The organism is Pseudomonas sp. LFS074 (genome assembly GCF_047978165.1).
GTDB classification, from domain to species: Bacteria; Pseudomonadota; Gammaproteobacteria; order Pseudomonadales; family Pseudomonadaceae; genus Aquipseudomonas; species Aquipseudomonas putida_P.
In genome coordinates, this window is the sequence record NZ_JBFPFV010000002.1 from 745,132 (window position 1) to 761,742 (window position 16,611).

Here is a 16,611-nt window from a genome sequence, read left to right on the forward strand (position 1 = left end):
GTAGTCGTCGAATGGTCAGCACCGGCGGGGCTTACCTGTGTAACTCAAATCTGAATCGGCACATCCAGCCCTTGCGGCGCGGCGTACTCCGCCATGCGCCGGCGCGACAGCTCGAAGTGCTCACGCACCAGCTGGCCTGCGGCTTGCGGGTCGCGGCGCTCGATGGCCTGGATCATTTGTTCGTGCTGTTCACACGCCAGCTCGAGGTCGCGCTGCATGTCGTCGGTGGTCGGGTGGCGATAGAAGATCTTGCCCAAGCGGGTGTGGTCGATCAGCAGGCGGCGCAGGCTTGGCATCAGGTAATCGTTGTGCGCCATCTTGCCGATTTCCAGGTGGAAGGCGTCGTTGTAAAGCACGCGGTTTTCCACGTCGCGCTCTTCGATGGCCTGGCGGAATTGGGCCTGGATAGCCTTGAGCACTGCGATTTCTTCAGCGCTGGCATAGGTGGCGGCCAGCTGGGTAGTGGCCACGTAGATAAGCGGGGCGGCAACGTAAAAGCTGTGCAGCGACTCGTGGTTCATGGCGGCGACGCGTGGCGCGCGGTTGGCTTCCAGTTCGATGTAGCCTTCGGCGGCAATCTGGCGCAGCAACTCGCGCACAGGGGGGCGCGACAGGCCAAATTCGTCGCACAGGGCCAATTCATCCACCACGGCGCCCGGGGCCAGTTCCATGCTCAGGATCCGGCGACGCAGCGCTTCGGCGAGGACGGCTTTGCGGTCCTGCGGCACTTCTGCAGCGAGTGGTTGGACGGTGGCTTTCATGGCGGCCTTCTTTGTTGTCATAGCGCTGTGTCTACTATTTGTATAACGACTATAGGGTACTGTTAGACAATGTGTCTACAGCATTTTCGATGAACGGCGAAATCTGTCTGAGCCTTTGTTTATAAGGGTTCCAGCGGGTTTCCGGGGGAGATTAAACACCCTTGAGGCTGCATTGCCAAACCGGACAAAAAACTCTCCAGACAAGACAAGTGCGCACAATGTGCCGGCCTCTTCGCCGCTACAAACAAAAAAGCCACCTGCAAGCAGGTGGCTCCCTTCCAGTCACATTTCCCGTTACGCGGTTGCCAAGGCCTCCCGCCGCGCATGCCGTTTGCTGGTAACCACCCCCAGCACCAGAATCACCAGCGCCAGTGCCAGAGTCAGCGACACCTCCATGCGGTGCTTGGGCATGACAAACATGGTGCCCAGGGCAAAGATGATGAAGCCGATGACTGCATAGGTCAGCCACGGGTACAGCCACATACGGAAAGCGATCTCGACATTCTGCCGCTGCAGGATCGCGCGCATGCGCAGTTGCGAGCACGCAATCGCCAGATACACCAGCAAGGCAATCGAACCGGAGCTGGCCAGCAGGAAGGCGAACACCTCAGCCGGGGCAAAGTAGTTGACGATGGTCGCCAACATGCCGATCAGCGTACTGCCAATCACCGCCGCACGCGGTACGCCAACCTTCGAGGTGCGCTGGATGAAGCCCGGTGCATCGCCACGCTTGCTCAGCGAGTAGAGCATCCGCGACGAGATGTAGATCGACGAGTTCAGGCAGCTGGCCACCGCCACCAGCACGACGATGTCCACCAACTGCTTGGCGTAGGGGATGCTCATGATTTCCAGCGCTCGCTGGTAGGAGCCCTGCACGGGCAGCAGCGGGTCGTTCCATGGCACCACCGAGATGATCACGAAGATCGAAAGCAGGTAGAACACGCTGATGCGCCAGATGACCGAACGGGTAGCCTTGGCGATGTTGCGTGCCGGGTCTTTCGATTCGGAGGCGGCAATGGTCACCGCCTCGGTACCCAGGTAACTGAACATGGTGGTCAGCAAGGCGCCGATAATCGCCGTCCAGCCATTGGGCATAAACCCGCCCTGCTGCTCCAGCAACCGTGGCAGCCCACTGACTTCACGCCCAGGCAACACACCGGCCAGCGCCGCTGCCCCCAGGGCGATGAACGCGACGATGGCAATGACCTTGAGCATGGCGAACCAGAATTCGAATTCGCCGTACTTGGCCACACTGAACAGGTTGGTCGCGGTCAGCAGCACGGTCATGCTCAGGGCAAAGAACCAGGCATCGATGTGCGGGAACCAGTTGTTGAGCACCACGCCAGCGGCGATGGCTTCGATGGGAATCACCAGCACCCAGAACCACCAGTACAGCCAGCCGATGGTAAAGCCGGCCCAGCGGCCGATGGCGCGGTCGGCGTAGGTGGAGAACGAGCCGGTATCGGGGCTGGCGACTGCCATTTCCCCGAGCATGCGCATCACCAGTACCACCAATGCACCTGCCAAGGCGTAGGCGACGATGGCCGAGGGGCCGGCCGCGGCGATGGCGTGCCCGGAGCCGATGAACAACCCGGCACCGATCACCCCGGCGATGGAGAGCATGGTCACATGGCGTTGCTTGAAGCCTTGCGCCAGCTGATTGCCGGCGCCACTCGCGCTTGTCATTGTCATCCTGATCCCTGCTTTTGTTTTCTTTGTGGGGGGACGTGAAGCTCCTGGATCGAAACCCAGCGTGGATGAGCTTCGCGCCCGGTCACGGTACGCCAGCAAGGGGGCGGTCAAGTTGCCTGGATCCGCCACGGAGTTGACCATAGATGACATTGCCACCGCCGGGCGCCCCGATTGAACGCCGGCGACTTCCTGCAGGTCACCTGCAGACATTTCACACGGAGGTCTTGCCATGTTCGATATCCACTCTGCTGCGACGTCGCAGCACAATGTTCATGGCCTGGAACGGGTCAGCTCGCTGGCTGGCGGAGCGCTGATGTTCAGCAAGGGGCTGCGCCATGGTGGCCTGGTCGGCTTGCTGCAAATGGTGGTGGGCGGCATTGCGGTAGCACGCGGCGTCAGCGGGCACTGCTCAACCAAGGCCTGGTGGCAGCGGCATCGGCAGGAATACCACCGGTTGCGTTCGGATATAGCGCGCAGCGCGGCAGAACTGGAGGTGTTGAAGGCCAGTGCCAGGGCGGCGACCAGAGGGGTGACGGTAACCGGGAAGGATCCGTTGGCCGACAGCTGAATCTGCTTTACCTGTACCGACCTCTTCGCGGGCAGGCCCGTGAAGAGGTCGGTACAGGTAACAAAAGTGCCTAGCGCAACGCCTTGCTCTGCAACACCTCGGAACGCCGGCCCAGCACATTCTCGCTGATCTGCACGAAGTCCTCGGTACTGACGCTGGGCAGGCGCATCAACCCGCGCACCACATCGTCCAGCGAGCGCTTGGCCTGGGTGTGAATGCGGATTTCCTTGTCCAGTGCCTGAAGCAAGATCACCCCACGGGCCACCTGGGCCGGGCTTGTGCGCTCGCCCTTGAGCCGGGTGACCTTGGCGCCTTGCTTGCTCAGGCGGGCCTGCCAGGCCTGGTAACGGTCATCGCTTACACCACCGGAACGGCGCAGCAACTCGCTGGCGTAGTAATCGGTCAGGCTCTCTACCAACCAGTCATTGCCGTCGCGCCCATGAATCTGCGCAAACAGCTGCACCACTTCGCGCAGCAACGGGCTGCTGCCATTCTCGCTGACCATCGGCCGAGCACTGTGCAGGTACAGCGAACCCTGGGCCGCCATCGCCCCACGCCACATGCCGTCACGCGCCCCCACCAGCAGCAGCTTTGGCGGATTGCGCGGGAACACTGCCTGCAATTGCGGCCAGACGAATGTGAGCAAGGTCAGGCTGTCCATACGCCGCATGCCCTGCCCCACCGGCGCGGCAACGGTCACTTCGGTATCGCCCAGGCGGGCACGGCGGCTGCCCAGGTCACCGGCCAGCATCCAGCCGGTCGGGCGATCGAACAGGCGCGAAACGTTGTCGATGCGGAATTTGTCCTTGCCAATACGCGGCCATGAGGTTTCGATGCTTTTCCACCCTTCGGGCAGGTCGAAAGCCAGGCGCGCCACAAGCTCCGTGCCATCCTGCTGATCGAGACGCGCAGGCGGTATCAGCTGATCGCCGAGAAACAGCGCCCAATGCGGGGTAATGCGCGATGAATAAGCGCCACTGGTCAGTTTCTGGTCCAACTGCACGCGGTAGCTGAGGCTGGTCTTGCCCGCCGCCGGCTGCCACACACCACGCTGGCCCTTGAGTTGCCATTGGCCATCTGCCTGGAAGCCACTGTAGGCACCGGCCTTGCCCAGGTCGAAGTCCAGGCTGCGCACGGCGCTGCCGTCGGCCAATGTCACGCGGACTTGCGCCTGACCACTGGCAGGCAGCAGGCGCACCTGGTAGTCGAGGTCGACTTTTTTCGCCCAGGCTGGCGAACTGGCCATCAGGCCCAACAGCAAGAACAGCTGGCAACGCATACAGAAACTCCTTGTTTCCCCGTGGCAGCGGGCCGCGCCGGTCAGCTGGCGCGGAAGATCAGGTGGTCTTCCCAGTCGTCTTCGTGCACATCCTGCTCCCTGAGCATACGCCCCGACTGGGAAATGCGCTGTTCATGAACCTGTTGACGATCGCCGCAAACCAGGTGATGCCAGGCTGGCAGGTCCTTGCCCTCACTGACCAGGCGGTAGCCGCAGGTACTCGGCAGCCACTTGAACTGGTCGGCCTTGCCTGGGGTGAGCTGGATGCAGTCCGGCACCTGGGCGAAGCGGTTGGGGTAGTCGCTGCACTGGCAGGAATCAAGGTCCAGCAGCTTGCAGGCGATGCGCGTGTAATAGACGCTGTTGTCGTCTTCGTCCTCGAGCTTTTGCAGGCAGCACAGGCCGCAGCCGTCACACAGCGCCTCCCACTCTTGCGGGCTGAGTTGTTCGAGGGTCTTGCGCTGCCAGAACGGCGCGTTTTCAGCGATCATCACACGGGGTTCCTGCATTCATCTTGGGGCCACGGCGCGCGGCGGCGCCAGTCTAGAGCCTGGCCTTCGGCAAAGCCAGACCGCTTGTCAGTCGCGACGGGACGCAGTAGCGTGCGCTTTTCCCGTCCGTTTGCAGGAGCCGCCATGAGCGCCAACCCCCGCATTGCCGATTACGCCATCAACGAGCAGTTCATCAACCGCTGGTCGCCACGCGCCTTTACCGCCGAGCCGATCAGCGAAGAAACCCTGCTGAGCTTCCTTGAAGCCGCCCGTTGGGCACCGTCGGCGTACAACTCGCAGCCTTGGCGCTTCCTTTATGCCCGCCGTGACACGCCGAGCTGGGAGCGCTATCTGAGCCTGCTGGTGCCGTTCAACCGTAGCTGGGCGCAACAGGCGTCGGCACTGGTGCTGGTCATTTCCAAGACCACGTTCGCGGCCCCAGGCGCTACGGAAGAAAAACCGGCGCTGTGGCACACCTTCGACACCGGCTCCGCCTGGGGGCACCTGGCGCTGCAAGCCAGCATCAGCGGCTGGCATACCCATGGCATGGCCGGCTTCGACCAGGACCTGGCGCGTCAGGAACTGAAGATTCCTGAAGGCTATGTGCTGCATGCCATGGTGGCGATCGGCAAGCTGGGTGACAAGGCCAGCCTGGACGAGGCGCTGCAGGCGCGTGAAGTACCGAGCCCACGCAAGCCGTTGAGCGAGCTGGCGGCCGAGGGCGATTTCAGCCTGTAAGCTAGGGGTTGGCTGTACCGGCCGTGTGCTGCGAAAAGGACGGTACAGACAACAGAATTCAGTAGCCCCGAGCGAAGTCCACTTCGCCACGCAGCCCCTGCCCCGCTTCATAAGCCCGTGCATTCTCGACAAACAACCGCACCATCGCCGCAGGCGAGGTGGGTGCCGAGCTGTGCCCGGTGAGCAGCAAGCCCCATGCGGTCCAGAACGGGTGCTGCTTGGGCAACGGCTCCTGCCGGCAGACATCGATCACCGCACCGGCGAGATGGCCTTCCTTCAACGCCTCTACCAGGTCGGCATCGACCACCGCCACCCCGCGCCCGGCATTGATGAACAAGGCCGAGGGCTGGAAGCACTTGAACAGCGCCGCGTCGTACAGGTCATGAGTGGCCGGCGTGTCCGGCAGCAGGTTGAGCACGTAGTCGACCTGGGCAACCATGCGCGGCAGGTCGGCCAGCGCCGCCACCTCGACGAACGGCGCCTGTTCACGGGCGCTGCTGGCAACCCCGTACAGCACCACGCCAAACGGCTGCAGAAACTCGGCCACACGCTGGCCAATGTCGCCTGTGCCGACAACCAGCACCTTGCGCCCTTCCAGGCTGCGCCCCGGGCGGTCATCCCAACGCCGCTCGACCTGGCTGACCAGGCGCGACAGCACCTCGCGCTCGTGGCCAAGCATGTAGGTGAGCATGTATTCGGCCATCACTTGGCCGAAGATGCCCACTGCACGGGTCAGGCGGTAATCACGCGGCAGGCCATCGGCCAGCAACGGCGTGATACCGGCCCAGGTCGACTGCATCCAGCCCGGTTTGTGGCCCTGGCGCAGCAGGCTTGCCAGCAGGTCCGGCTGGCCCAGCCACACCGGGCACTGAGGCGCCAGGCGGGCCAGTTCGGCAGAGTCGCCGCTGGTCAAGACTTCCACTTCAGGTGCGGCTGCGCGCAACAGCTCGGCGTATCGAGCATGATCATGCTCGGCAATCAGTACACGCATGATCAGACCGGGTCGTTACGGCGCAGCAGCTCTTCGGGCAGGTGCTCGATATACTCGTCTTCCGCCGGCGGCATCTGCAGGTGGTAGCCCTGGTTGTCGAGGTTTTCCAGCACCTTGGTGATGTCCTCGCGGGCCAGCTTGCGCTCAGGGCTGAGCACCAGGTCGAACGCGTGCATCGGGGTGCCGAAGAACGGCAGCAGGCCTTCGGGCACGCGCTCCAGGCCGTCAGCCTTGAGCACGTACAGGTACATTTCGTTCTTGCGTGGGCTCTTGTAGATCGAGCAAATGCGTTTCATCGAATCTCTCCGGCACCTGCAAGGTTGTCCAGCAGGGCCTGGCCCATACGCTCACGGCGCCAGCCGCGCAGCGAATCGGGCAGTTGATAAGGACCATGGGGGTAACCGCTCTTGAGCAGCGCCTCCAGGGTTTTCTTGCGCAGCATCAGCTCAGGGGCAATCCCCAGGCGCTCGCCTTCGGCCTGGCCGATGGCACGCAGCTGCTTGAGGATGCCAGCGGCTTCGATCGGCAGCGGCTCGGGCAACACCTGCGGCCATTGTTCGGCGGGCAGGCTGGCGGCGCGCTTGATCAACTGGATGAGAAACTCTCCGTCCTGACGAATGGTGCGCGGGTGCATCTCGTCGATCTTGGCCAACGCCGACAGGTTGTTTGGCTGGCTCTTGGCCATGGGCCACAGCGAGTGCTCTTTGAGGATGCGGTTACGCGGCACGTCGCGGTGGCGTGCTTCGCGCTCGCGCCAGGCGCACAGCTCACGCAGCACGGCCAGTTGCTGAGGCGCCAGCTTCCAGGCCAGTTTCACGTCGCGGTACAGGGTTTCGGGCTCGACTTCACGGCGCAACGCGGCCACCAGCTCGGCGCCGTCTTCCAGCACCCAGGTGTACTTGTCGTCGCTCAAACGCGGGCGCAGCTCGGTGAACAATTCGGCAAGGTGCACGGCATCTTCGGCAGCGTAGCTGACCTGGGTTTCCGAGAGCGGGCGTTGCAGCCAGTCGGAGCGGGTTTCACCCTTGGGCAGTTCGATGCCCAGCACGTCCTGCACCAGGCGCGAATAGCCCATGGAGAAGCCCAGGTTCAGGTAACCGGCGGCCAACTGCGTGTCGAACAGTGGTTGGGGCAGCTTGCCGGTCAGGCGCAACAGCACTTCGAGGTCTTCGCTGCAGGCGTGCAGCACCTTGACCACACCGCTGTCTTCCAGCAAGTCGGCCAAAGGTTGCCAGTCACCGATCAGCAATGGATCGATCAAAAAGGCCCGCTGGCCGTCGCCGATCTGGATCAGCCCGGCTTTAGGGTAGAAGGTGTCGACCCGCATGAATTCGGTATCGACGGCGACGAAGGGCAGTTGGTGCCAGTCGCGGCAGTGTTCGGCCAGGCTCTGGTCGTCACGGATCCAGTGAATTTCGATGGCCACAAGGCTCTCCCACTAACATTGGCGCGCAGTATATACGGCGCGGGCACTGCTGGTGAAACCCGGGCCATCCTTGATATCGATCAGTGGTGCAGTTATGTGGGGGCGGGCACGCCCGCGCCCACGGAAAGCGCGCTTCGTTTCAGCGCTTGGCCGCCAGCCAAGGCCGGCAACTGGCGAACATGTCCAGCGACTGCCGGTAGACCTCGGTGCGCACCTGCAACAGGCCGAGCATCGAATGGAACAGGTTGTCCTGCGACAGCGGGGCATCGCTGAGCTTGGCCAGGCAGTCGGTATCGATGCCAAAGTCTTCCTTGTAGCTGTCGGAGAACCAGGTCAGCAGCGGTACGTGCTTCTGCTGCTCAGGGGCAATGGCGTACGGCGTGCCGTGCAGGAACAGGTTGTACTCACCCAGCGACTCGCCATGGTCGGACAGGTAGATCATCGCCGTGTCGACCTTGTCCTGCTTGCTGCGCAGGGTGTCGATCAGTGAGGCCAGCACCTTGTCGGTATAGGCCAGGGTGTTGTCGTAGCCATTGATGATTTCCTGCTCGCTGCACTGGTTCAGCGCGTTGCTCTGGCACACCGGGGTGAAGCGTTCTTCGCCACTGGGGTAGCGCTTGAAATACTCGGGGCCGTGGCTGCCCATCTGGTGCAGCACCAGCACGGTGTCCTTGTCGAGGTTGTCGATCAGCTCGTCCAGGCCCTGCAGCAGGATTTGGTCATGGCATTCGCCATTGGCACACAGTTGCGGGTCCTTGAGGTTGCTGACATCGATGAACTGCACCCGGTCGCAGGTACCCTTGCAACCCGACTGGTTGTCACGCCACTGCACGGCCAGGCCGGCACGCTGGAGGATATCCAGCAGCCCTTCGCGGTTCTTGGCCACGCGGGCATCGTAGTCCTTGCGCGTCATGCCAGAGAACATGCACGGCACCGAGACCGCCGTTTCCGTACCGCACGAGTGCACGTCGGAAAACGCCAGCAGGCCCTGTTGCTTGGCGAGGTTCGGCGTGGTGTCGCGGTCGTAGCCCAGCACACCGAAATGGTCTGCCCGGGCACTTTCCCCAACCACCAGCACGGTCAGCGACTTGCGCTCATGTTTTTGCCAGGCTGCATCACGCTTGGCATCTTCGCCATAATTCTGGAACGGGCGCGAGGCGGTACCGACACGCTCGCTGACATAACCAATGGAGGCCCCGACGATATTGCTTGGGGTCAGCATCAGGCGCAGTTCATGGTGATTGCGAAACAGCGACGACAACCCTTGATAATTGACCAACGCTACCGAGCCGAGGGCCACCACACAGGCACCGCTGACCACCAGCTTGCCCAGCAGCTCGCGGTGCCAGGCACGGTAGGCGATCGGCGCTTTCCACAACAGAACCGAAGGCAGTACGCCCAGCAGCAGAATATAGGCGGCAAACTTGAACGACATCAGGTCGCGCACTTCCGCAACATTGGTCTCGGCCATATTACGGAACATGCCAGAGTCAATAAGTACGCCGTACTGATTCATGAAGTAAGCCACACCCGCGCCACTCATGAACAACACGATAAGTACCGGCTTCAATACATAGCGGAAGGCAAACAACGTGAGGATTAGATTGAAAGCGAACAGCATCAGCACGGCAAACGCCAGGCTCAGCCAGAGCCCCGACAGGCCGGCGGGCACAATCTCTTGCAGATGCCCCCAAAGGAACATGTTGAAGCCGATCAGCAGGTAAAGGCTGGCCAGCAGCGTGACCCATTCAGTCCGCAGGGATTTGAAGTTGAGCATCAGTGTTCGCAATCAAGAGTGATTATCAACCCCCAGGCCAATTGGCACCGTGGGAAAGTTGGGCGAACTCTAGAAAGCGCGTCATCAATTTTTCGTGAAAAAGTCGGTAACAATTTCGTGAAGGCGCGTCTTTTATCAATTACCTGAAAGCCATTCAGCTGCCATTCAGGCTGGGCGGCCGCTACAAGCCTGCGCAAAGGCAGCTATCCTCAGTGGTCAGGACCTTACCGACAACCCTGACAGAGGTGAAGAAATGCCAGTTCCGCATGATCTGCTCGCTGACCTGCACGTTACCGCTGATGCATTCCAGGCGCTCATAGACAGGGACCACGACCTGCACAAACTGCACAAGGAGTACAACGCCAAGGACAAGGAGGTGGTCGCCGCCGAAGGCAACGGCACCAACGACGAGGCCGTCAACCGCCTGCGCAAGGAAAGGTTACTGATCAAGGACAAGATCGAACGGATCATTCATCCGCCCAAATCCTGACGGGCATTCATTGAACCTGCCGGCCTCTTCGCGGGCTCGCCCGCTCCCACAGAGTCACCACGGCCCTCAAGACCTGTGGAGTACCTGTGGAAGCGGGCAAGCCCGCGAAGAAGCCAGTTGCCCTTACACAGCAACCAGCGCTTTCAGCGCCCCATCCAGGTCCTCGACCAGGTCGCGGTAGTCCTCGATCCCCACCGACAGCCGCAGCAGGTTCTCGCTGATCCCCATCACCCCTTTCTGCTCAGGGCTCAACGAGCAGTGCGACATGCTCCAAGAGTGGTTGATCATGCTCTCCACCCCACCCAGCGAGTCGGCCAGCACAAAAATCTGCAGTGCCTCCATCAGGCGGTTGAGCGCAGCGCGGTCGCCCTTCACCTTCATCGCCACCACCGCACCGCCACTGCGCATTTGACGCTTGCACAGCGCATGCTGTGGGTGGCTTTCCAACCCTGGGTAATACACCTGCTCGACCTGCGCGTGGCTTTCGAGGAAGCGGGCCACTTGCAAGGCATTGGCGCATTGGCGTTCCATGCGTACATCCAGGGTCTTCAGACCGCGCAGGGCCAGGTAGCAGTCGAACGGCCCCTGCACCGCACCAATCGCCATGCTGATACGGCGCAGGCGCGCCAGCAGCGCATCATTGGCTGCCACCACCACACCACCCGTTAGGTCGGAGTGGCCGCCGATGTATTTGCTGGCCGAGTGCATCACCAGGTCCACGCCCAGGGTGATCGGGCGCTGGTTCCACGGTGAGCAGAAGGTGTTGTCGATACAGGTCAGAATACCCCGCGCCTTGGCCAGGTCGCATACCGCCTTGATGTCGACCAGGTGCAGCAGCGGGTTGGTCGGCGATTCGATCCAGATCAGCTGGGTTTGCGGCTTGATCGCAGCCGCCACGGCCTCGAGGTCGTTGAGGTCGACGTAGGTGGTGGTCAGGCCCGAAGTGCGGCTGCGGTAGTCTTCCATGATGCGGAAGGTGCCACCGTACACACCGTTCATCACCACCACATGAGCATCTTTGGGCAGCAGCTCCAGCACGGTCGCGGTGGCATTCACCCCCGAGGCGCAGGCCACTGCGCCCACACCTTCTTCCAGGGCGGCAACGCAGGTTTCGTAGGCATGCCGGGTCGGGTTGCCGACGCGGCTGTAGGAATATTCCGGCTTGTCGTCCAGGCTGCGCTTGGTGAACGAGCTGGCGGTGACGATGGCCGGGAAAATGGCGTTATCGGCGACGCTGAACTGCTCGCCGGCGTGAATGGTGCGGGTGGCGAAATTGCGCGGCTTTTCGGACATGGTCAGGCCCATTGGCAGAGTGAAAGTCGCCACTATCGCATAACCCAAATCGTCTGGGCTTGGGGTAATCTGTGAAATATTTTTCTGCACGGCCAGCGCGCGATATGGACAGTTTCGACCAGCACATTCTCACCCTGCTTCAGCGCGACGCTTCAATCTCGCTGAAGGACCTGGCCGAGGCCGTCAACCTGTCCACCACGCCGTGCTGGAAGCGGGTCAAGCGCCTGGAGGAAGACGGCTACATCCTCGGCCGTGTCGCCCTGCTCGACCCCGAACGGCTCGGGCTGGGGCTTACCGTGTTCGTCCAGCTCAAGACCCAGCGCCACGACAGCGCCTGGCTGGAGCAGTTCGCCGCGACCGTGACGGGGTTCGAAGAAGTGATGGAGTTCTACCGCATGTCAGGGGATTGGGACTACATGCTGCGGGTGGTGGTGGGGGATATCGCGGCGTATGACCGGTTCTACAAAAAGCTGATTACCCGTACCGATGGGTTGTCGAACATCACCTCCAGCTTTGCCATGGAGCAGATGAAATACACCACGGCTTACCCCGTGCATCGCGCCTGAATCGGCGTTGGATTCTTCGCGGGCAAGCCCGCGAATACGCCGGTACAGGCAACCCATCAATCCGCTGCCAACACCGCCGCAATCCGGTTCCCCGCCTTGGCTTTCTCAACCTTGATCGCCACAAATTTCGAGGTCGGGGTGTAGGTCCCTTCGCCATAACTTTCCAACGGCACCAGCGGGTTGGTCTCCGGGTAGTACGCAGCTGCCTGCCCCTCGGGCACGTCATACGCCACCAGGCGAAAGCCCGACACCCGTCGCTCAACGCCATCCTCCCACAGCGACACCAGGTCCACCTGCTCGCCCGGCTCGAAGCCTAGGCGGCGGATGTCGGCCTCGTTGACGAACACCACTTCACGCAGGCCAAACACCCCGCGGTAGCGGTCGTCCAGGCCATAGAGGGTGGTGTTGTACTGGTCATGCGAACGCAGGGTCTGCAGGATCAGGTCGGGTTTGTCACCACGGGCCAGTACCTTGGCGTTGACCAACTCTTCGGGCAGCGCGTGGGGCATGAAGCGGGCCTTGCCCGTGGCCGTGCGGAAGTTGCGATCGGCGGCAGTGTTGCCCAGGTGGAAACCGCCTGGGCTATGGAGGCGTTCGTTGAAACCGGTGAAACCAGGGATCACATCGGCAATCATGTCACGAATGCGGTTGTAGTCGGCCACCGCATACTCCCAGTCGATCGGCTGGTTGCCCAGCGTGGCCTTGGCCATGCCGGCAATGATCCACGGCTCCGAGCGCATGTGCGGCGAGCGTGGACGCAATTGGCCGTTGGAAATGTGCACCATGCTGAAGGTGTCTTCCACGGTCACGCCTTGCGGCCCTTCGGCCTGCAGGTCGATTTCGGTACGGCCCAGGCACGGCAAAATCAGCGCATCGCGGCCGGTGACCAGGTGCGAGCGGTTGAGCTTGGTGGAAATCTGCACGGTCAGCGCACAGTTCTGCAGTGCCGCGTGGGTGCGCGGAGTGTCGGGGGTGGCTTGGGCAAAGTTGCCACCCAGGGCGACGAACACCTTGGCCCGCCCCTCTTCCATGGCCTTGATCGCCAACACCGCGTTGTGCCCGTGGGCACGCGGCACACGGAACTGGAAGCGTTTTTCGATGGCATCGAGCAGCGCCGCCTTGGGTTTCTCGTCAATACCCATGGTGCGGTCGCCCTGCACGTTGCTGTGGCCACGCACCGGCGACAGGCCGGCACCGGGCTTGCCGACGTTGCCGCGCAGCAGCTGCAGGTTGACGATTTCCTGCACGGTCGGCACCGAATGGCGGTGCTGGGTGACGCCCATGGCCCAGCACATGATGACCCGCTCGGCCTTGCGGTACATGCGCGCGGCCAGCTCGATCTCGGCCAGGGTCAGGCCGGATTGCTTGACGATATGCTCCCAGGTGGTGGCGTCGACCGCTGCCAGGTAGTCATCGACGCCGCTGGTGTGCTCGGCGATGAAGGCGTGGTCGAACACCGCCGGTTCACCCTTGGCCTGGGCGTCGCGCTCCCACTGCAACAAGAACTTGGCGATGCCGCGCATGGCCGCCATGTCTCCACCCAAGGCTGGGCGGAAGTAGGCGCTGGAAGTCGGCTCGGAGCCGTTGCTGAGCATTTCGAACGGGTGCTGCGGGTGCTGGAAGCGCTCCAGGCCACGCTCTTTCAACGGGTTGAAGCAGACTACCTGGGCCCCGCGCTTGACCGCTTCGCGCAACGGTTCGAGCATGCGCGGGTGGTTGGTGCCGGGGTTCTGGCCGATGACGAAGATCGCGTCGGCCAGCTCCAGATCGTGGAACACCACGGTGCCCTTGCCCACGCCAAGGGTTTCCGACATGCCCGCGCCGCTGGCTTCGTGGCACATGTTCGAGCAGTCGGGGAAGTTGTTGGTGCCGTAGGCGCGCACGAACAGCTGATAGAGGAACGCCGCCTCGTTGCTGGCCCGGCCCGAGGTGTAGAACTCGGCCTCATCCGGCGACTGCAACGCACGCAAGTGCCGAGCGACCAGCTCGAAGGCCTCTTGCCAGGTGGTTTCGACATAGTGATCGGTGGCGGCGTCGTAGCGCATTGGGTGCGTGAGACGGCCTTGGTATTCGAGCCAGTAGTCGGTCTGTTCCTTCAGCGCGCTGACGCTGTACCTGGCAAAGAACGCCGGGTCCACCGAGCGGCCAGTGGCCTCCCAGTTGACTGCCTTGGCGCCGTTCTCGCAGAACTTGACCATGTCGCTTTCCGGTGACTCGCCCCAGGCGCAGCCGGGGCAATCGAAGCCGCCGTTCTGGTTGGTCTTGAGCATGGCCCGCAGGTTCTTGAAGGCATTTTCGCTGCCCAGCCAGCTCTTGGTCACGCTTTTGAGCGCACCCCAGCCGGCGGCGGCGCCTTTGTAGTCCCTGATGTGTTCGTCCTGGCTCATGCGATGAATCCTCACGCTTCGATGCTTTTTTCCAGCCTATTGAGCGTGGGGCGGGGGCGTCCAATCGAAAGATCTTACGGCGTGATAAGCGGTTTCGATCACCGGCTGAAACCCGCGTGTGGCCGTCATAGAGGCCATTGATCAATCAGTCGGGCAAAGCAATTTGACGGCCCTGCGGCCAGGTTATAGCTTGGAGTTGTGTCCCAACCCATTCGAGCGCGCACGTGGAACAGAACAGCCGGGCCCTGATCGACGGCTTCAACCGGAAAATCGACTACCTGCGGATGTCGGTCACCGACCGCTGTGACTTCCGTTGCGTGTACTGCATGGCTGAAGACATGCAGTTTTTGCCGCGCCAGCAAATCCTCAGCCTCGAAGAACTGTTCCAGGTAGCCGAGCGCTTCGTCGCCCTGGGCACCCGCAAGATCCGCCTGACCGGCGGCGAGCCCCTGGTACGCCAGGGCATCGTCGAGCTGTGCGGGCGCATCGCCGCCCTGCCCGGCCTGCGCGAGCTGTGCATGACCAGCAATGGTTCGCAACTCGGGCGCCTGGCCCAACCACTGTTCGACGCAGGCGTCACGCGCCTGAACATCAGCCTCGACAGCCTGGATACCGACCGCTTCAAACAGCTGACCCGCACCGGCGACCTGGCCCAGGTGGTCGCTGGCATCGACGCCGCACGCCAGGCCGGTTTCAAACGCACCAAGCTCAACTGCGTGGTACTCAAAGGCCGCAACGACCATGAACTGGTCGACCTGGTGCGTTTTGCCATCGACCGCGAACTGGACATCACCTTCATCGAAGAAATGCCACTGGGCACCATCAGCGAACATGAGCGCGGCGAATCGTTCTGCTCCAGCGATGAAGTACGTGAACGCCTGGCAGGGCAATTCACCCTGATCGAATCGACCGAGTCATCCCAAGGGCCGGCCCGTTACTGGCGCCTGGCCGAAGCGGCCAACACCCGGGTCGGTTTCATTTCCCCGCACAGCCACAACTTCTGCGCCACCTGCAACCGTGTGCGCCTCACCGTCGAAGGCCGCCTGCTGCTGTGCCTGGGCAACGAACATTCGGTAGACCTCAAGCACGTGCTGCGCGCCCACCCAGGCAACCCCGAGCGCCTGGAAAAGGCCATCCGCGATTCGCTGCACCTCAAGCCCTACCGCCATCACTTCGAAGTCGGCGGCGAGGTGCAGATCCTGCGCTTCATGAACATGACCGGCGGCTGAGCAGCCGCCTCTGGATTTCCATGATCGTCCACCCCACCCCCGATGTACTGCGTGTGCTGTTCACCCTCAAGGGGTCGATCGTCAAACGCATTGCCTTGCGTTGCCTGATGGTCACCCTGCTGGCCGCGCTGATCGTGCTGGTCGAGCGGCATTTCCCGGCGTTTTTCTACCCGGTCAGCGCCACCCCATTCACCTTGCTGGGCCTGTCGCTGTCGATTTTCATGAGCTTTCGCAACAACGCCTGCTACGACCGTTGGTGGGAGGGGCGCAAGGCCTGGGGCAAGCTGATCATCGAAACGCGTTCGTTCGTGCGTGAAAGCGTGGTCATTGCCGACCAGCAGTTGCGAGCCGAGCTGCTGCGCAGCCTGTGCGGCTATGCCCATGCACTGAATGCCCGGCTGCGTAACGAGGACGACCTGGCGGCCGCTCGCCCCTGGCTGGCCCGGCCGGAGACAATCAGCCCGCACAACGTGTGCGACGGTATCCTGCGTGAAATAGGCGAGCACTGCTCACGCCTGGCCGAACGACAACAGATCAGTGATTGGCGCTACAGCCTGCTGGAACAACGCCTGGTGGGCCTGACCGAAGTGCAGGCCACTTGCGAGCGGATCAAGTTCACCCCCTTGCCGTTTCCCTACACGCTGTTGCTGCACCGTACCATCTACATTTTTTGCATTCTGCTACCGTTTGCCCTGGCCGAGCCGCTGGGCTGGCTGGCGCCGTTGTTCACCACCATCGTGGGGTACACCTTCTTCGGGCTGGATGCGATTGGCAACGAACTGGAAGACCCATTCGGGCGGGATGAGAACGACCTGCCGACCGATGCCCTGGTGCGCACGGTGGAACGGGATGTGCTGGCGGGGCTGGGGGAACAGCAGTTACCACCGGCGTTGTTGCCGGTGGGGTATGTGTTGAGCTGACAG

At 62.4% G+C, this 16,611-nt stretch carries 16 protein-coding genes; 6 read left to right on the top strand and 10 right to left on the bottom strand.

Features of this window, described 5'->3' with window-relative positions; translation table 11 throughout:
• Positions 1 to 44: 44 nt before the first annotated feature.
• Positions 45 to 761 (bottom strand): GntR family transcriptional regulator, encoded by a 717-nt coding sequence (locus ACNQP3_RS21470; RefSeq protein WP_012273685.1) that lies wholly within the window; start codon positions 759 to 761, stop codon positions 45 to 47.
• A gap of 294 nt (positions 762 to 1,055) precedes the next feature.
• Positions 1,056 to 2,453 (bottom strand): GABA permease, encoded by a 1,398-nt coding sequence (gene gabP / locus ACNQP3_RS21475; protein WP_041166559.1) that lies wholly within the window; start codon positions 2,451 to 2,453, stop codon positions 1,056 to 1,058.
• A 229-nt stretch (positions 2,454 to 2,682) separates the two neighbouring features.
• Here gabP and ACNQP3_RS21480 point away from each other — a divergent pair, with 229 nt between their 5' ends.
• The gene (locus tag ACNQP3_RS21480; protein WP_012273687.1) at positions 2,683 to 3,021 is read left to right on the top strand and encodes a YgaP-like transmembrane domain; all 339 of its coding nucleotides are present in this window, start codon (positions 2,683 to 2,685) and stop codon (positions 3,019 to 3,021) included.
• Positions 3,022 to 3,091: 70 nt separating this feature from the next.
• On the opposite strand, the gene ACNQP3_RS21485 is transcribed toward ACNQP3_RS21480, so the two are convergent.
• The gene (locus ACNQP3_RS21485) at positions 3,092 to 4,300 is read right to left on the bottom strand and encodes a hypothetical protein (protein WP_012273688.1); all 1,209 of its coding nucleotides are present in this window, start codon (positions 4,298 to 4,300) and stop codon (positions 3,092 to 3,094) included.
• Positions 4,301 to 4,341: 41 nt separating this feature from the next.
• Entirely contained in the window at positions 4,342 to 4,791 is a 450-nt protein-coding gene (locus ACNQP3_RS21490) for a YcgN family cysteine cluster protein (RefSeq protein WP_264316469.1), read from the bottom strand.
• A 144-nt stretch (positions 4,792 to 4,935) separates the two neighbouring features.
• Between ACNQP3_RS21490 and ACNQP3_RS21495 the strand changes: the two genes are divergently transcribed.
• Positions 4,936 to 5,529: a nitroreductase family protein gene (locus ACNQP3_RS21495; protein WP_012273690.1), complete on the top strand. Its 594-nt coding sequence runs from the start codon at positions 4,936 to 4,938 to the stop codon at positions 5,527 to 5,529.
• A gap of 58 nt (positions 5,530 to 5,587) precedes the next feature.
• Here ACNQP3_RS21495 and ACNQP3_RS21500 read toward each other — a convergent pair whose 3' ends face one another.
• The 4 genes from ACNQP3_RS21500 to ACNQP3_RS21515 form a co-directional block, all read right to left on the bottom strand.
• A complete protein-coding gene (locus tag ACNQP3_RS21500) occupies positions 5,588 to 6,520 on the bottom strand; it encodes a D-2-hydroxyacid dehydrogenase (protein WP_012273691.1) in 933 nt (310 codons plus the stop codon).
• 2 nt (positions 6,521 to 6,522) lie between these two features.
• Positions 6,523 to 6,816 (bottom strand): YcgL domain-containing protein, encoded by a 294-nt coding sequence (locus tag ACNQP3_RS21505; protein WP_012273692.1) that lies wholly within the window; start codon positions 6,814 to 6,816, stop codon positions 6,523 to 6,525.
• Positions 6,813 to 7,946, bottom strand: coding sequence for a ribonuclease D (rnd, locus tag ACNQP3_RS21510; RefSeq protein WP_012273693.1), 1,134 nt, complete (start codon positions 7,944 to 7,946; stop codon positions 6,813 to 6,815). The genes ACNQP3_RS21505 and rnd overlap by 4 nt, the downstream gene beginning before the upstream one ends.
• A 139-nt stretch (positions 7,947 to 8,085) precedes the next feature.
• A complete protein-coding gene (locus ACNQP3_RS21515) occupies positions 8,086 to 9,723 on the bottom strand; it encodes a phosphoethanolamine transferase (protein WP_012273694.1) in 1,638 nt (545 codons plus the stop codon).
• 253 nt (positions 9,724 to 9,976) lie between these two features.
• Between ACNQP3_RS21515 and ACNQP3_RS21520 the strand changes: the two genes are divergently transcribed.
• Positions 9,977 to 10,213: a YdcH family protein gene (locus tag ACNQP3_RS21520; protein ID WP_264316470.1), complete on the top strand. Its 237-nt coding sequence runs from the start codon at positions 9,977 to 9,979 to the stop codon at positions 10,211 to 10,213.
• A 123-nt stretch (positions 10,214 to 10,336) separates the two neighbouring features.
• Here the strand turns inward: ACNQP3_RS21520 and ACNQP3_RS21525 are convergent, their stop codons facing one another.
• Positions 10,337 to 11,518, bottom strand: a complete 1,182-nt coding sequence (locus ACNQP3_RS21525; RefSeq protein ID WP_264317307.1) for a trans-sulfuration enzyme family protein — start codon at positions 11,516 to 11,518, stop codon at positions 10,337 to 10,339.
• A gap of 92 nt (positions 11,519 to 11,610) precedes the next feature.
• Here ACNQP3_RS21525 and ACNQP3_RS21530 point away from each other — a divergent pair, with 92 nt between their 5' ends.
• The gene (locus ACNQP3_RS21530; RefSeq protein ID WP_060515007.1) at positions 11,611 to 12,072 is read left to right on the top strand and encodes an Lrp/AsnC family transcriptional regulator; all 462 of its coding nucleotides are present in this window, start codon (positions 11,611 to 11,613) and stop codon (positions 12,070 to 12,072) included.
• A 56-nt stretch (positions 12,073 to 12,128) separates the two neighbouring features.
• On the opposite strand, the gene ACNQP3_RS21535 is transcribed toward ACNQP3_RS21530, so the two are convergent.
• On the bottom strand, positions 12,129 to 14,459 hold the full coding sequence (locus tag ACNQP3_RS21535) for an FdhF/YdeP family oxidoreductase (protein WP_060494333.1): 2,331 nt from the start codon (positions 14,457 to 14,459) through the stop codon (positions 12,129 to 12,131).
• 224 nt (positions 14,460 to 14,683) lie between these two features.
• Between ACNQP3_RS21535 and moaA the strand changes: the two genes are divergently transcribed.
• The gene (moaA, locus tag ACNQP3_RS21540) at positions 14,684 to 15,688 is read left to right on the top strand and encodes a GTP 3',8-cyclase MoaA (protein ID WP_012273699.1); all 1,005 of its coding nucleotides are present in this window, start codon (positions 14,684 to 14,686) and stop codon (positions 15,686 to 15,688) included.
• 20 nt (positions 15,689 to 15,708) lie between these two features.
• Entirely contained in the window at positions 15,709 to 16,608 is a 900-nt protein-coding gene (locus ACNQP3_RS21545; RefSeq protein ID WP_060515818.1) for a bestrophin family protein, read from the top strand.
• The last annotated feature ends 3 nt before the right edge of the window (positions 16,609 to 16,611 follow it).

Coding starts and splice junctions, on each gene's coding strand:
- ACNQP3_RS21470 (WP_012273685.1), bottom strand. CDS start 761: ATGAAAGCCACCGTCCAACCACTCGCTGCAGAAGTGCCGCAGGACCGC.
- gabP (WP_041166559.1), bottom strand. CDS start 2,453: ATGACAATGACAAGCGCGAGTGGCGCCGGCAATCAGCTGGCGCAAGGC.
- ACNQP3_RS21480 (WP_012273687.1), top strand. CDS start 2,683: ATGTTCGATATCCACTCTGCTGCGACGTCGCAGCACAATGTTCATGGC.
- ACNQP3_RS21485 (WP_012273688.1), bottom strand. CDS start 4,300: ATGCGTTGCCAGCTGTTCTTGCTGTTGGGCCTGATGGCCAGTTCGCCA.
- ACNQP3_RS21490 (WP_264316469.1), bottom strand. CDS start 4,791: ATGATCGCTGAAAACGCGCCGTTCTGGCAGCGCAAGACCCTCGAACAA.
- ACNQP3_RS21495 (WP_012273690.1), top strand. CDS start 4,936: ATGAGCGCCAACCCCCGCATTGCCGATTACGCCATCAACGAGCAGTTC.
- ACNQP3_RS21500 (WP_012273691.1), bottom strand. CDS start 6,520: ATGCGTGTACTGATTGCCGAGCATGATCATGCTCGATACGCCGAGCTG.
- ACNQP3_RS21505 (WP_012273692.1), bottom strand. CDS start 6,816: ATGAAACGCATTTGCTCGATCTACAAGAGCCCACGCAAGAACGAAATG.
- ACNQP3_RS21515 (WP_012273694.1), bottom strand. CDS start 9,723: ATGCTCAACTTCAAATCCCTGCGGACTGAATGGGTCACGCTGCTGGCC.
- ACNQP3_RS21520 (WP_264316470.1), top strand. CDS start 9,977: ATGCCAGTTCCGCATGATCTGCTCGCTGACCTGCACGTTACCGCTGAT.
- ACNQP3_RS21525 (WP_264317307.1), bottom strand. CDS start 11,518: ATGGGCCTGACCATGTCCGAAAAGCCGCGCAATTTCGCCACCCGCACC.
- ACNQP3_RS21530 (WP_060515007.1), top strand. CDS start 11,611: ATGGACAGTTTCGACCAGCACATTCTCACCCTGCTTCAGCGCGACGCT.
- ACNQP3_RS21535 (WP_060494333.1), bottom strand. CDS start 14,459: ATGAGCCAGGACGAACACATCAGGGACTACAAAGGCGCCGCCGCCGGC.
- ACNQP3_RS21545 (WP_060515818.1), top strand. CDS start 15,709: ATGATCGTCCACCCCACCCCCGATGTACTGCGTGTGCTGTTCACCCTC.